Annotated in this window: 12 protein-coding genes; 7 read left to right on the top strand and 5 right to left on the bottom strand. The window is 35.2% G+C overall.

What is annotated here, in order from left to right; all coding sequences use genetic code 11:
- Positions 1-5: 5 nt before the first annotated feature.
- The gene (locus tag AAGD74_RS05365; RefSeq protein WP_077188476.1) at positions 6-1,937 is read right to left on the bottom strand and encodes a Ulp1 family isopeptidase; all 1,932 of its coding nucleotides are present in this window, start codon (positions 1,935-1,937) and stop codon (positions 6-8) included.
- A 143-nt stretch (positions 1,938-2,080) separates the two neighbouring features.
- Here AAGD74_RS05365 and serS point away from each other — a divergent pair, with 143 nt between their 5' ends.
- The 3 genes from serS (at position 2,081) to AAGD74_RS05350 (ending at position 5,756) form a co-directional block, all read left to right on the top strand.
- Entirely contained in the window at positions 2,081-3,358 is a 1,278-nt protein-coding gene (gene serS, locus AAGD74_RS05360) for a serine--tRNA ligase (RefSeq protein WP_077188478.1), read from the top strand.
- A 34-nt stretch (positions 3,359-3,392) separates the two neighbouring features.
- Positions 3,393-4,664 (top strand): phosphoribosylamine--glycine ligase, encoded by a 1,272-nt coding sequence (gene purD, locus AAGD74_RS05355; protein WP_341810594.1) that lies wholly within the window; start codon positions 3,393-3,395, stop codon positions 4,662-4,664.
- 141 nt (positions 4,665-4,805) lie between these two features.
- The gene (locus tag AAGD74_RS05350) at positions 4,806-5,756 is read left to right on the top strand and encodes an IS481 family transposase (RefSeq protein ID WP_338482200.1); all 951 of its coding nucleotides are present in this window, start codon (positions 4,806-4,808) and stop codon (positions 5,754-5,756) included.
- On the opposite strand, the gene AAGD74_RS05345 is transcribed toward AAGD74_RS05350, so the two are convergent.
- Entirely contained in the window at positions 5,753-6,523 is a 771-nt protein-coding gene (locus AAGD74_RS05345) for a hypothetical protein (RefSeq protein WP_341810593.1), read from the bottom strand. The genes AAGD74_RS05350 and AAGD74_RS05345 overlap by 4 nt on opposite strands.
- Before the next feature lie 401 nt (positions 6,524-6,924).
- Between AAGD74_RS05345 and AAGD74_RS05340 the strand changes: the two genes are divergently transcribed.
- The gene (locus tag AAGD74_RS05340) at positions 6,925-7,791 is read left to right on the top strand and encodes an ankyrin repeat domain-containing protein (protein WP_006280296.1); all 867 of its coding nucleotides are present in this window, start codon (positions 6,925-6,927) and stop codon (positions 7,789-7,791) included.
- A gap of 79 nt (positions 7,792-7,870) precedes the next feature.
- Here AAGD74_RS05340 and AAGD74_RS05335 read toward each other — a convergent pair.
- A protein-coding gene (locus tag AAGD74_RS05335) for an IS630 family transposase (RefSeq protein WP_265029767.1) occupies positions 7,871-8,882 on the bottom strand; the annotation gives its coding sequence in 2 pieces (ribosomal slippage) (positions 7,871-8,419 and positions 8,421-8,882; 1,011 coding nt in all).
- Positions 8,883-8,980: 98 nt separating this feature from the next.
- On the opposite strand from AAGD74_RS05335, the gene AAGD74_RS05330 reads away from it, so the two are divergent.
- From AAGD74_RS05330 to gatC, 3 genes are all read left to right on the top strand, one after another.
- Positions 8,981-9,813 (top strand): IS5-like element ISWpi1 family transposase gene (locus AAGD74_RS05330; RefSeq protein WP_341810592.1). Its coding sequence is split into 2 segments (ribosomal slippage): positions 8,981-9,350 and positions 9,350-9,813, totalling 834 coding nucleotides; the frame shifts between segments, so codons are not numbered across the junction.
- Positions 9,814-10,073: 260 nt separating this feature from the next.
- Entirely contained in the window at positions 10,074-11,000 is a 927-nt protein-coding gene (locus AAGD74_RS05325; protein ID WP_006279728.1) for a ribose-phosphate diphosphokinase, read from the top strand.
- A complete protein-coding gene (gene gatC, locus AAGD74_RS05320) occupies positions 10,990-11,343 on the top strand; it encodes an Asp-tRNA(Asn)/Glu-tRNA(Gln) amidotransferase subunit GatC (protein WP_006279727.1) in 354 nt (117 codons plus the stop codon). The genes AAGD74_RS05325 and gatC overlap by 11 nt, the downstream gene beginning before the upstream one ends.
- Before the next feature lie 41 nt (positions 11,344-11,384).
- Here gatC and AAGD74_RS05315 read toward each other — a convergent pair whose 3' ends face one another.
- The gene (locus AAGD74_RS05315) at positions 11,385-12,647 is read right to left on the bottom strand and encodes a protein TolB (protein WP_338482695.1); all 1,263 of its coding nucleotides are present in this window, start codon (positions 12,645-12,647) and stop codon (positions 11,385-11,387) included.
- 5 nt (positions 12,648-12,652) lie between these two features.
- Positions 12,653-14,287, bottom strand: coding sequence for a ribonuclease J (locus tag AAGD74_RS05310; protein WP_012673044.1), 1,635 nt, complete (start codon positions 14,285-14,287; stop codon positions 12,653-12,655).
- Between the last annotated feature and the right edge of the window lie 207 nt (positions 14,288-14,494).

Here is a 14,494-nt window from a genome sequence, read left to right as displayed (position 1 = left end):
ATATTCTATGTGTTCAAACCTAGCGCATTTACACATACTGTTACAACACTTTGTATAGCCGAACTTACTTTTTCCATAAGAGAAGGCTCTACCTCTACTATCTCAGCTCTCTCATAATGACCAGGTGCCAAGTATACCGTTTCTTGTTCTTTATTTCCCCATAGCTCGTTGTTCTGCTGATAACCTTCATTTATCATTCCCGCATTTGGCAGAAACAATGTATTTACATCATTACCATTATTTTTATAGTAGACGTCAATTTCAATATTAGCCAGCGAAGCTAAGATAGAAATTTCTTCTATGAAAACATGGTAACTTTGGCTGCTGATTGCCTCTAGATAAGATCTATAAATGGATTTGCCATTGAGAAAAGAATTTGCTGCAGTATCACTATTATAATTTCTATCATATTTTCTTTCACTAATATTGAGATTACTAGCACTAATGCTTCTTAAATCACCTATAACTTCATTTTCTTTTAATGTCGTAAGACAACATAACTTTTTTATTAATTTATTAGTCTTTTTTTTGATCTTCTCTACCCGTCTGTTTGTATGCTGAACCAAATCTTTTATTGAGTCCGACATACCAATCAAATGATTTGGATTTTCTAAGAATGCACCAAAAACTTTCTGCATCTGTCCCTTCAATAACTCAGGCATCCTTGGATTATTCAAAGAGTTAAATTGACTTAAAAATTTGTGCCATTCCATTCTCATATCTTGTGCTTTTTCAGTTTTATATTGACCAGAGCTATTATCACCAAATACCGCATGGAAAAAGCAGTTGCCATCACCTGTAGTATTATATTGAACAATTTTTGTTTGCTTACTTTCTACTGAATCTAAACTTACTCCGCTATCTTTACGACTTATATTTCCTGGACCACCTAATACAGGGCTTGGCGTGCCAGCCCTGCTTTGTTCATCCTTTTTCAACGCTTTTGCAAATTCTTTTCTCTTCTCTATTAATTGCTCTGAACTAAGTTCATATTTTAGCTGATCATCAATTTCATCAAACGATTTGCCTGCTTTCAGCATATCTGTAATTTTCTTAGCATTCTCTAAGGCAAATATTCCACAATTATACTTATCATCTTGTTGTTTAGCTTTTGAGTTTCTAATACTACTATTGTCTATTCCTAGAGTTTTCTGTAGCGCACTTGATACCTCTTCTGGTAATGGTTCACCAAATGAATCGCAATAGCAAGCTCTAAACTTTTCACTCTTTTCGTCGTAAGAAACACCCAGTGTTACCCAATGGTTTCCATTTAAATTAAGGATTGAAGTGAACACTAAATCACTACCCTCTCGTTCTACTTTATTTTTATATTCTTTTAGTTCTTGCTCTAAAGATGATGTAGAGTCAGGACAAGCAAAAATCACACCTTCAGAAGTATCTTTTAAGCCTTTTTTATTTTTGTGTGCTATCCACCCATATTTGCTTTTTACAATATCTCTAATATCAGTAGTAGTTAATTTGTAATTATAATTCTTTTCTTTCTCTGTTTGATGTAAAAAAGAATTATTATCTATAGCTATTTCCGATGTAATAACACCACTATCCCTATCAGGAGTTTTCGGTCTTGCTTGCTTTTCTGGAGTCTTGCCTTGCAAATCTTGTAGTTCTGTATCTTTTTCTTCACTCTTTTCCCCCTTTGAAGCTCTTTTTCCATTAATATAGTTCTTCGCTAAGTAAAATAAAGGTTCAACAACCATTTTGTATGCTACTGTAAGAATTATTCCCATTAAAACCCAAACTACGGGGTTAGAGATGAGCATAGCAAGTGGAAAGGTCAATAGAGGGGATCCTATTACCGCCCCTAAACAGCCAGCAGCGAATGTGGCTGCTAGGCATACACAAGTAGCGTAGATAACGAATTCCTCACCAGCAAAGTAAGTGCTCTCTTTCTGATTATTTTTTGTAATGCCCAACATACTACACCCTATGAACGCTAAGTTAATTAAATTTTAACAAATTCTAACAAAAAAATCAACCATAATAATTTTAGTAGTATGAGAAAATATTGAATATTAAGAGCTTTTGGAGTACAGTAACAATGTTAGTAATAGCACAATATATGCACGATATAGAATATATACGTAAAAACCCTGAAGGATTTGAAAAGGCAATGAAAAGCAGGGGAATTAGAGAATCTACTGCGGAAGAGATATTAGAAATCGATCACGAGAAAAGATCATTAACCACTAAACTGCAGGATTTGAATAGGCAGCGCAATGAAATCACAGAGGAAATAAAAAAGCTTAAAATGAGCAAGAGCCCCTGTGAAGAGCAAATAGAGTTGTCAAAAAGCATCACAAATGAGATAGAGGCAATCAGCTTAAAAGAACAAGCAGAAAAGGATAAGTTAGTGAATGTTTTATCTAACTTGCCGAATATTCCTGCGCAAGATGTGCCAATAGGCGCAGATGAGAACTCTAATTTAGAGGTGAGAAGATATGGAGGAAAAAGACAGTTTGATTTTGTACCAGAATCTCATTATGAACTCGGAGAAAAATTAGGTTTAATGGACTTCGAACAAGCGGCGAGAATTTCCGGATCAAGATTTACGATATTAAAAGGACAGTTAGCTAAGCTTGGACGAGCGCTAATAAATTTTATGCTTGAAATGCATGTTAATGAATTTGGCTATACTGAGCTGTACCACCCGACTTTGGTGAAAAACGAGGCTATGTATAATGTTGGTCAGCTACCGAAATTTTCTGACGATTCGTATTTAACTACCGACGAATTGAGGTTGATTCCCACAAGTGAAGTGTTTTTAACAAATTTAGTTGCTGACAAAATAATGGAAGAAAAAGAACTGCCTATTCGCTTTACTGCATATTCGGAGTGCTTTCGTAAAGAAGCAGGCAGCGCAGGGCGAGACACGAGAGGTATGATAAGGCAACACCAATTTGGTAAAGTGGAATTGGTTAGTATCACAACTGAAGACCAATCAAATGATGAACTTGAGCGCATGACGAGTATTGTTGAAGAGATATTAAAAAAACTAGAATTACCGTATAGAGTAATGCTACTCTGTAGTGGTGATATGGGTTTTGCTGCACAAAGGACTTATGACATAGAGGTATGGTTACCTGAGCAAGATAAATATAGAGAAATATCAAGCTGCTCAAATTGTGGTGCATTTCAAGCAAGAAGGATGAACACTAAATACTCTTCAGAAACTGATAAAAAGATGAAAAAATATATTCACACTTTAAACGGCTCAGCTTTAGCTATAGGAAGAACGATTATTGCCATAATGGAGAATTATCAAAATTCTGACGGGTCGATTGCAATACCAAACGTGTTGCAAAAATACATGAGTAATGATACTGTTATAAGCAAATAATAATTTTGACATATAGAAAAGCGAGGAAATAAAGATGAAGGTTCTGGTTATAGGTTCTGGTGGGCGTGAGCACGCTCTACTTTGGGCTCTAAAAAAATCTCCTATCTTGACTGAGTTATATGTAACTCCTGGTCGCCAGGCCATGGAAAATTTGGGAGTTCTTGTGGATGTAAATATTCAAAATTCAGTGGATGTTACACAATTTTGCAAGAGAGAAAATATAGAGTTGGTTGTTATTGGTCCAGAACAACCAATAATTGATGGGCTTGCTGATGATTTAGTTGCAGAGGGAATAAATGTTTTTGCTCCAAGTCAAGCAACTGCAAAACTTGAGGGATCGAAGTCTTTCACCAAGGGACTATGTAAACGATATGGTATACCAACTGCCAAGTACGAGTGTTTTGTTGATGAAGGGTTAGCTAAAGATTTTGTACGTAGCAATAAAATAAAGTTTCCACTTGTAGTGAAAGCAAATGGAATTGCAGCAGGAAAAGGGGTGTTTATATGTAATACAGAAAGCGAAGCTTTTTCAGCAATAAATTCAATGCTAGTGGAGAAAAAATTTGGTGAATCAGGTGAAGAAATAATCATAGAAGAGTTTTTAGTTGGAAAAGAAGTAAGTTTTTTTGCTCTTATTGATGGGTTGAAAGTAGTAACTCTTGGGTGTGCAAAAGATTATAAGAGAGTTGATGAAAGTAATGAAAGCCAAAATACTGGAGGTATGGGGTCGTACTCATCACCTTCAATTATAAGTAAGGACATGGAGCAAAAAATTATCCAAAAAATAATATACCCTACAGCTCAAGCATTGGTTAACATGGGTACGTCTTATAAAGGAGTACTCTTTGCTGGTTTAATGATTTGCAAAGATAGCCCAAAACTTCTCGAGTATAACGTTAGATTCGGTGATCCAGAAACGCAATCTATATTACCTAGATTTGATTCAAATTGCGATTTGTTAAAATTGATGTTGTCAGTTGCAGAAGGAAAGTTAAATGTCAAAATGGTGGAACTTAACAACAAATCTACAGTTTGTGTAGTTGTTGCAAGTAAAGGCTATCCGGGTGATTATCAAAAGGGAGAAGTAATTAAAGGATTAGATAAGATTGAAAGCAATCCTGGTGTGTTGGTGTTTCATGCTGGTACTAAATTCGATGAAAGTGGTAACTTAGTTTCCGATGGCGGAAGAGTGCTAAATATAGTAGCAGAAGGGAGCACTATAGAGGAAGCCAAAAGTAAGGTGTACTCAGCATTAAATTTTTTAGAATGGCCAGGGGGCTTCTTCAGATACGATATCGGTAGTTAATGTTAGCTGTCGGTTAGCAGGTGGTTCACAGAAACGAAAAACTTCCTTGACAAACTCCGCCAGCCCCCTTATCATGAAACTGAAGCTATGTATGGTCCCAGAGAGTGATGGTATACTATCATCATCATTTAAGGAGTCATTATGGGACAGATATTACATGGGTGCGCCAAAACAACACAGACGATTCGTAGAGCAATACAAAATAGAAAAGAGAGCATAGCAAAACTCTCCAAGCATTATAACCTTAATCCAAAAACTATTATTAAGTGGAGAAAACGTTCATTTACGAAAGATGCTGATATGGGTCCAAAGCATCCAAGATCAACTGTTTTAACGCTAGAAGAGGAAGCTATAATAGTTACATTTCGCAAGTATACACTACTGCCACTAGATGATTGCCTTTACGCTCTGCAGTCTACAATTCCGCATTTGACTCGCTCTAGCTTGCATCGTTGTTTACAAAGACACAACATTAGCAGATTACCAACTGTTGATGGAGAAGTTAAGTCAAAAAAGAAATTCAAACAATATCCTATCGGTTACTTTCATATTGATATTGCTGAAGTTAGAACTGAGGAGGGCAAATTACATTTGTTTGTTGCTATTGATAGGACATCCAAATTTACCTATGTTGAGTTGTGTAACAGTGCTACAAAACCCATAGCTGCTGAGTTCTTACGTAATTTGATTAGAATTTTACCGTATAAAATCCATACTATTTTGACAGATAACGGTATACAATTTACAAACCAGAAGCGTCATAAGTATGCTTTCCAACATATATTTGATAGAGTTTGCGAAGAGAATGTTATTGAACATCGTTTGACAAAAGTTAGCCATCCTTGGACGAATGGGCAAGTCGAGCGTATGAATAAAACTTTAAAGGATGCTACAGTTAAGAAGTATTACTATCAATCGCACCAGCAACTTAAAGAACACCTTTATAACTTTGTTATGGCTTATAATTATGCAAAGAGACTCAAAACTCTTAAGGGTCTTACTCCTTATGAATTTATATGTTATCAGTGGACACAGTCTCCAGAATTATTTATACTAAATCCACACCATCACACTCTGGGACCATACATCTAAGTCACTTCCCGGCTATCTAAATGTTTTATAGTTATTGTTGTGTCAAGAATATCTCTCAGAATACCGTTTTCTTTAGCTACTCTTAACACTTTCTCAACAGCTATACTATCTCTACGTAGTATAACATAAGCAAGTGGTGTGTAAGTCACTTCCCGGTCTAGATATTTCATGGTTGTTGTTGTGTTAAGAATATCTTTCAGAATACTGTTCTCTTCAGCTGCTACTAGAATTTCTTTAATAGCTTTGCTATCCTTCCAGAACATAGCATAAGCAAGTGGCGCGTAAGTCACTTCCTTGTTATCTGGATATCTTATAGTTGCTGTTGTGTTAAGAATATCTTTCAGAATACCGTTCTCCTTAGAGACTTTTAAAATTTCTTCAATAGCTATACTATCTTCATATAGTATAGCATAAGCAAGTGGTGTAACAGTTGCTCTCCGACCACCTGGATATTTTATAGTTGTTGTTGCGTCAAGAATGTCTTTCAGAATACCGTTTTCTTTAGCTACTCTTAACATTTTCTCAACAGCTATACTATCTTTACGTAGTATAGCATAAGCAAGTGATATAATAGTTGGTTCTTTACCCCGATGTTTGCTTACTTCCGTAGTAAGAATCCTTTGTTTTTCCTTTTTAGATATTTTTTCTAGTTCTTCAGCAATGCTACTTTTTTTGCCTTTTATTTTTGATGCTAATTTTAAAATACTTTTTTCATCTTTCTCTTTCAATTTCGAATCGTTTACCTGATGAGTCATTTTTTTTCTCAAGGTCTTTCTTATTAAACTAAGCATAACATTTTCTCTCTTCGTGGTTATAATATTTGCTTTTATGAATCAGTTGTGTTGATAATGTATTAATTGCATAGTTCAGACATTGTTTTATAAAGCAAAATTTTAGTAGACCACCTTACAAGAACGTTTCTTGCTAATTCTGAATCCGAAAAAAGGACGCAGTAAAGTTATTTGTAAGGGAAGAATGAAACTTGTAGCTATAGCTAAACTGACTTACGATAATTTGAAAAACCTTCATCCCGCTGCTTGTTAGCGGGATCTAGAGATACCGCGGCGGGATGACGATAAGCTCGTCATCCCGCTACATTAATATTGTATTAATAAAAACTTAATAATAATCCTTAATAATATATGAACTAACATGTTCGCAATTTCGTATGACAGAGGAAACAAAAGATGGATATGCTTCCTTATACGTTGCAATTCAGGAAGGTAATATTGAAGCTGCAGAACTACTAATAAAATGTGGCACAAACGTCAATGATCATTATGAACGCAATCGTACGCCACTGCATATTGCCATCGGACGCAAACAATTAGAAATAGCAAAATTGCTGATAAAAAATGGAGCAAACGTTAATGCAAAAACTCAAAATCATGGTAAAGATGATCTAACACCAATGCACTTTGCAGTTTTTGCAAATACGCCAGAATTTATAGAATTACTAGCTAGCCATGGTGCATTGATTAATGAAAGAGAAAGTACCGAAGGGTATACTCCTCTTCACTTTGCTGCTTTATATGGGAACAAAAATATAATACAAGCCTTAATTGATAAGGGACAAGATATTGAAGATGTGGACAATAATGGGCGAACAGCTCTGTTTTTAGCTGCTAGGCAGTGCACTGAAGCAGAAGATGATAGCAGAATAGAAATTATCAAGTATTTGATAGACAAGCTCAAAGCAGATGTAACAAAGAAAGACAATAATAACAATGCAGTACTCTTTCCTGCCGCTAATAATTGCCCTGGAAAAGTGGTAGAATTCATCATTGAGCAATATATAAAAATCTTTGAGTTAGAGAATTTTATCAACCACAAAAATAATGATGGAATGGATGCTTTGGATATTGCGCTGAATAGTGGAAACGAGAAAGCTATTGAAGTATTAAGATCATATGGAGCAGATATCAAGAATAAGGTAGATGGTAGCATTCAAAAAATTACTGCAGAAAAACCAAGTAGTACCCTAGACAGAGCAGAAAGTGCAGAGGTAGCGCCTCCAATTAAGCAAAGAGTATAAAGCTTTTTATAAAGCGATTATAAATTTCAGTAAGTTGCAGAGGCTCTACAATGGGAAGTGTAGTATGTTATACCAATTCTCATTGTTGTCCAGTCAAATAGGAAACATTGCAGAGTTGTTTAATTGTGGAGCTGGCAAGAGAAGTAATAAATTTGCACAAAGCACCCTCAAGTAGAGCAATTGTATCGTATATTTTATTGCGCAAAATGTTCTGTTTTATATATAACCAAAGCCTCTCAACAGGATTTAGCTCAGGTGAGTATGGAGGTAGGTATATAATGTCGATATTTTTAGGTACCTTTAAATTTTTTGACCTATGCCAACTAGCACAGTCCATAACGAGAAAAGCCTCTCGTGTTTCTAGATATTGCGAAATTTGCTCAAGAAATATGTTCATGCAATCAGTGTTGACATTTGGTGCAAATAAGCTAGAACTCTCTCCATTTCTAGGATTAACTGCACTATAGAGATAGAAATTTTGCCTACCTAATTTTGTTTTAACCTGTGTTCTAATCCCCTTTTTAAACCACCCATGTCCAACTTTTGAATGTGTGCCAAACCGTGATTCATCAAAGAAAAATAGCTCTTTTTCTGGATACTTGCTAATAGCTCCATTGAGATTTTTTTTTGAATTCCTCTTGTTTGCTTTTATCTTGTCCATTATGAACTGGTCTTGGTGTAATATATGAGAATTTCATCTTTTGCATATGGCGGTGTACTGTAGATTTGCTGATATTTAATCCGAACTTTTCCTGGATTCTTATTCTCATTTCTTTAATGGTGATATTAGGATTTTCTTCTATCCACTCTTCAATTTGCTGTAGTTGAGCCTGATTTAATTTAGTTTTTCTACGACGTTGTGAAGGAGCAAACAGTTTTTCTTCTCTGCCAATTTTCAAGAGTTTTACCCACGAAGTTAGTGCGCTTCTTGAAATGCAATATATTTTTGCTACAGCCGTTATACTGTACTTTTTTGCTGCAATTACAGCATTTAGTTTTTTTGAAACATATGCATTATTCCTTACTTTCTTCAGCATTTCTTTTGCTGATTCTACTACTTTTTCATCCAATAATTTTGATCTTAATGCCATTTAAACCTCGCTATTTTACTTACTTCAGTATGGCTTTTCTTCCATCATTGTCCATCTGTTTGCCCTGTAATGGGAATTGGTATTAGTACGGGGTAAAGATGAGAAAAAAGTATCCAACAGATCTAAGCGAAAGGGAATGGGCAAGAATAGAAAAACGCTTCAGAGTATCATACAAGAAAGGAGGAAGGCCGCCAAAGTATAGCAAAAGAGAAATATTAGAAGCAATTTTCTATGTATTGCGTACAGGGTGTCAATGGCGGTATTTACCAAATGATTTTCCGCTATGGAAGACTGTGTATGAGCAGTTCAGGCAATGGAAGAAGCAGGGAATTTTTGAGAAAATGAATTATGAAATTACAAAATATAGTAGAAGAAAAATAGGAAGGAATGAGCAGCCGAGTGCCTGTATAGTAGATAGTCAATCTGTAAAGACTACAGAAAAGGGGGGATCAAAGGCTATGATGGAAGTAAAAAAGTAAAGGGTAGAAAAAGGCATATAATTACAGACACTCAGGGTTTTATACTAGGTTGTTACGTAGGCGCTGCTAACGAAAATGATAGAGATGGTATTAAAATAGCATTAAACAATATGAGAACAAAATATACTAAAGTTAAAAAAATGTGGGCTGACATGGGATACCAAGGAAGAAATTTAAAGAATCACATAAAGGAAGAATATGACATAGATATTGAAATTGTTACAAGGCCTCCATGTAGATTTTGGGTGCACAAAGATACGCCACCTGAGCTACTACCAACAAGAGAACAAGGGTTTAAAGTACAGCCAAGAAGATGGGTTGTAGAAAGGACTTTTGCTTGGGTTAATAGGAATAGAAGGCTATCGAAGGAGTATGATTTACTCACAACATCCACTGAGAATTTCATATACCTAGCTATGAGTAGGGTTATGTTAAAGAGGGAATATGCTTGAATTTACTAGTTTCCGGACAACCTCTTAGCAGATACAAATGACTAGATAAATTATATTTCATTAAAGTCATTTATCTTGAAACATAAGCAGGATTTTGTATAGTTGTTTCAATTTGGGTCTGTATATTGAAACAACGCGTGAAAATGACAGGTCATTGTACAAGAGGTACCTAATTCACCGACAAGAATGCTAGATAAAGACACTTACATTTCAATTATTTCACAATTTCTGTATAATCTTAAAAACTCAATTAGTGCGTTATGAAGATAATAATAGGTAATGCTAGTAAGGAATTAGGGGAATCAGTAGTTAACCGGCTAGATGTTCAACCATCCTCTGCTTGGATATCAAAGTTTACCGATGGCGAGGTAAATGTAGAAGTAGCAAATGATCTATATAATCAAGAAGTATATATAATACAATCTCTTTCTCCCCCTGTGAATGATAACCTTATGGAGCTTCTGCTCATAATTGATGCAGTAAATAGATTAGGAGCCAAAAGGATAGTAGTAATTATCCCTTATTATGGATATAGCAGGCAAGATAGAATTATCAAGAACAATAATGTGCAGTCTGCTTTAAGTGCCAAATTAGTTGCAAATCTTATTCAAACTGCAGGTGCAAGTAGTGTTGCAGTTATTGATTTGCACTCAAGTCAAATTGAAGGATTCTTTGATGTACCGATAACTAATTTGAACTGCTTTGAAGCATTTGTTGACTCTATACACACGGAAAATTTGGCAATTGTTGCACCTGATGTTGGAGCAATTGGTAGAGCACGTGCTTTTGCAAAGACTTTAGAGGAAAAGTACAAGATAGGGTTAAGTGATAAGATTATTGTAGTAGATAAATATAGGGAGAAAGCAGGCACATCTCAAGTAATGAACATAATAGGAGAAGTTGCAAACAAAAATTGTGTCATTGTTGATGATATAGTTGACTCTGGTGGAACATTGTGTAATGCAGCTCTTGCTTTAAAAAGTTACGGAGCAAAGTCCGTAACTTCATGCATCACACACGGTGTGCTTTCAGGAAGTGCAGTTGAGAAAATCTCTTCCTCTTCTTTAGATAAATTAGTGATTACGGATACCATACTTCACAAATTTGAAAAAACTGGTAAAATAGAAGTTGTTTCGGTCGTAGATATTTTAACTCACTTTATCCAAGGAGGTAAAGATGCCAGCTAAGTCAACAGAAGACGTTATTACTTCACTAATAGAATTTGCAAATAAGAGAAAAATAACAATTACCAAGGAAGAAATGCTTAAAATTGCACAGCTTGTAAGGATTAAGTTATCAAATGACGAGATTGATCACTACTCCAAAGAACTGACAATGCTGGATTGGATACACGATACTTTATTGCAAGTTAATACTGAAGGTGTTTCTCCTATGCGTTATGGCAGTATAGACAAGGACATTCATGTACGCGATGATGTTATAAATTCTCAAAATATTAAAGAAGAGATATTGTCCAATACAAAACCTGAGCATGGGTATTTTGTAGTGCCAAAGGTTATAAGCGATTAAAGTAAAATAAGGCTCATATCAAACCTATAATAGATCTACTTTCAAAAATAAGACCAATCCGGTAAAGAAGCATTTGTGGGAGTGGAAACCATTTTTTGATTTTTCTTTACTAAGTCTACTAAATATAGTTTAGAGTTGCTTGGTGATTCTGTTCTTGTAAAAATGATTTCTCTACCATTTGGTAGCCATGCCGGGGATTCAATTTTATGCCCCTCTGAAAGCAGACGTTCTTCTTTGCCATCTGGCTTCATAACTCCTATGTAAAATTTTCCTGACTGAATCTTTGTAAAAGCTATCAGATCTCCTTTTGGCGACCAAACAGGCGTAGCATATCTTCCACTTCCAAAACTAATTCTTTTAGGTTTTTTACTTTTGTTAGTAAAATCGATAACGTACAGTTGCTGACTCCCACTTATATCAGAACTAAAAGCCATATACTTTTGATCTGGAGAAAAAGAGGGAGAAGTGCTTATAGCTGAACCTTTAGTAATTTTTTCTGTCCGTTTACTACTTAAATCTAAAGATAATATATTCGTTTCACCACCCAATGAGTGGGAAATTAAAAGAGATTTACCATCAGGAGAAAATCTTGGTGCAGAAACAACTCCTTCAAATGCGCTGATTATTGATTCAGTGTTATCTTTTAAATTTTTTAATATTATATAACTTTTACCATTTGCGTACGAGATATAAACAATACCCTTTCCATTTGGTGAGAATCTCGGTGTTGACACAAATCTATCGCCATTTGTTAAGTATTTTATATTACTTCCATCTTGATTCATCACAGCAATTTTACGCACAGATCTGTAGTTGCTATCTTTTTCTTCAGCGATATACGTGATTTTTGTGTTGAAGTGCCCTTTCTCACCAATCAATCTATCATGTATCACATCCGAAACGAGGTGACCAATTTTTCTCCAGTCTTTTGCTGGAAAAACAACTGACTGAGTAAGTAATTCTCTTTTTGTAAAAGCGTCAAATAAACGAAATGATAGCTCTAATGCACTACCAGATATTTCGCTTAAACTTACTGTGACTACAGTATCGCTTTTCCAAGATTTAGATTCAGCTTCCGCGCCACGTTTTACATTAAATAAGCCACAATTAGATAAATTTGTTCCTATTACCTTTGCAATATTTTCGCTTAATTCGCTTTCCAACGCTGTTTTACATGTACATTTAGATACAACAAGACCAATGTTACCAACACTGCTTTTTTTTATATCAACATATAAAGCAGCTTTTGTAAAATAAGGAATAAATAACGAAATAAATAACACCAGATGAACGAATAGCTTCATTCATTTCATACCTGTTCTATCTGAACCTCAATTATAGGTCTTTTTAGTAAATATTCCTTTAAGATACTCAATATTGAACTTTCAATCTTATTTTTAATTTTTTTTGTTGGCTGCAAACTAAACAACGACTCAACTTTCTTGACAATTTTCTGTATGGTAGCTGCATCTTCTAGCACTTCAAAAACACCAGGTACAAATACTTTTGGTTTAGCAAGCAATTTATTTTTCTTGTTTACAACTGCTGTTACCACAATAACTCCGGCATCTCTCATTCTTTTACGCATTTTTATAACACTGCTCTCCGGATGACGTAGCAACATACCATCAATACCAAAGTAGTCAACATCAATTGAATCAACCTTTTCTCCGTTCTCCAAATTAACAATATCACCTGGTGCAATCATTATTGCTTTTGCCACACCGCACTCTTTAGCAAATTTTACATGTGCATGCGTGTGAATATATTCGCCGTGAACTGGAATAGACATCTTCGGTTTTATTAAAGAATACATTTCCTTTAGCTCTTCTCTTGTTGGATGCCCAGAAGCATGAACATGCTCTGTTTTTTCAGTAATAACTTCTACCCCCATCTCAATAAAGGCATTGAGCATGTTGTGCGCACGAGTTTCATTTCCAGGAATGATTTTTGACGAAAAGATCATGGTATCACCTTGCTGCATTTTAAATGCTTGATGACTCTTAGCAGCAAGTCTTGCGGTAGCTGCCAGTGGCTCACCTTGACAACCTGTGCAAAGTAGCACCAGTTCTTCCCTTGGAAAATTTACTGCTTCCTTTGCTTCAAGAAACTGAGGAGAATCAGTTAAATAACCACTATCTTGCGCAACTTTCACTATTCTCCATAAAGATCTACCAAGTAAAACTACTTTTCTATTTAGTGCTTTTGCAGCTTGGCTTATCGTTTCAATTCGTGCCACATTTGAAGCGAATAGCGAAACAGCAACTAATTTTTTAGACCGCTTTATTATGTTATAAATATTATTATAAATTTCACCTTCTGACTCAGGGTGATGCTTGCTTAATATATTGGTTGAATCGCAAATTGCTGCAAGCAGGTCACCTTTATCGCCAATTTCTTTTAGACGCTCCATATTAGAAGTTAATCCAACAACAGGTTTTGGATCAAATTTCCAGTCTCCGGTATGGAGTGCACTACCCATTTCAGTGCTAATTAATATTGAATTTGCCTCAGGAATTGAATGAGTTACATTTATAAACTCGACGGTAAAAGGACCCAAATTTATGCTGCCATTTATGTCTACCTCTTTCACAGGCACTATACCTTCCAATCGAAATTCTTTTAGTTTCTCTTTAAGAAAATTAACCGTAAACTTTGTTGTATATATGGAGCACTGCAACTCTTCCCACAAGTGGGGCACTGCACCGCAGTGGTCCTCATGTGCATGTGTAATTATTATTCCAAGTAAATCTTTTTTTCTTTGAGCAATAAAATCTATATCAGCAATGAGCAGCTCAACACCTGGCATAGTTTCATCTGCAAAACCAACACCAAGGTCGATCATAATCCACTTACCTTGGTAATGATATAGGCTAACATTCATCCCGATTCTTCCTACTCCCCCAAGCGGAAGAAATAAAAACTCATTTTTGTTTATATTCATTAAATTTAAATTATTAAAACCTGAGAATAGCAAAACTTCGACCTTAAATAAAGAAATTTATTGCTTTTACATAGTTTTAAGGAACTAAGAAGTTTCTGTTGGCTAATAATAACACTATTGTTAAGTTTTCCATTAATAAGGTCAAAGAATTGCAGGATTAAATGAAAACCCGTAAACAGTTACCCCTTTATGTCATTTAGCAGATTT

Source organism: Wolbachia endosymbiont (group A) of Campoletis raptor, from assembly GCF_964026755.1.
In the GTDB taxonomy this organism is placed as follows: Bacteria; Pseudomonadota; Alphaproteobacteria; order Rickettsiales; family Anaplasmataceae; genus Wolbachia; species Wolbachia pipientis.
This window is presented reverse-complemented; position numbering and strand designations above follow the sequence as displayed.

Excerpts from the sequence above, each read along its gene's own strand:
- AAGD74_RS05310 (WP_012673044.1), bottom strand. The coding sequence starts at position 14,287 with ATGAATATAAACAAAAATGAGTTTTTATTTCTTCCGCTTGGGGGAGTA.
- purD (WP_341810594.1), top strand. The coding sequence starts at position 3,393 with ATGAAGGTTCTGGTTATAGGTTCTGGTGGGCGTGAGCACGCTCTACTT.
- AAGD74_RS05315 (WP_338482695.1), bottom strand. The coding sequence starts at position 12,647 with ATGAAGCTATTCGTTCATCTGGTGTTATTTATTTCGTTATTTATTCCT.
- AAGD74_RS05350 (WP_338482200.1), top strand. The coding sequence starts at position 4,806 with ATGGGACAGATATTACATGGGTGCGCCAAAACAACACAGACGATTCGT.
- serS (WP_077188478.1), top strand. The coding sequence starts at position 2,081 with ATGCACGATATAGAATATATACGTAAAAACCCTGAAGGATTTGAAAAG.
- gatC (WP_006279727.1), top strand. The coding sequence starts at position 10,990 with ATGCCAGCTAAGTCAACAGAAGACGTTATTACTTCACTAATAGAATTT.
- AAGD74_RS05340 (WP_006280296.1), top strand. The coding sequence starts at position 6,925 with ATGACAGAGGAAACAAAAGATGGATATGCTTCCTTATACGTTGCAATT.
- AAGD74_RS05365 (WP_077188476.1), bottom strand. The coding sequence starts at position 1,937 with ATGTTGGGCATTACAAAAAATAATCAGAAAGAGAGCACTTACTTTGCT.
- AAGD74_RS05325 (WP_006279728.1), top strand. The coding sequence starts at position 10,074 with ATGAAGATAATAATAGGTAATGCTAGTAAGGAATTAGGGGAATCAGTA.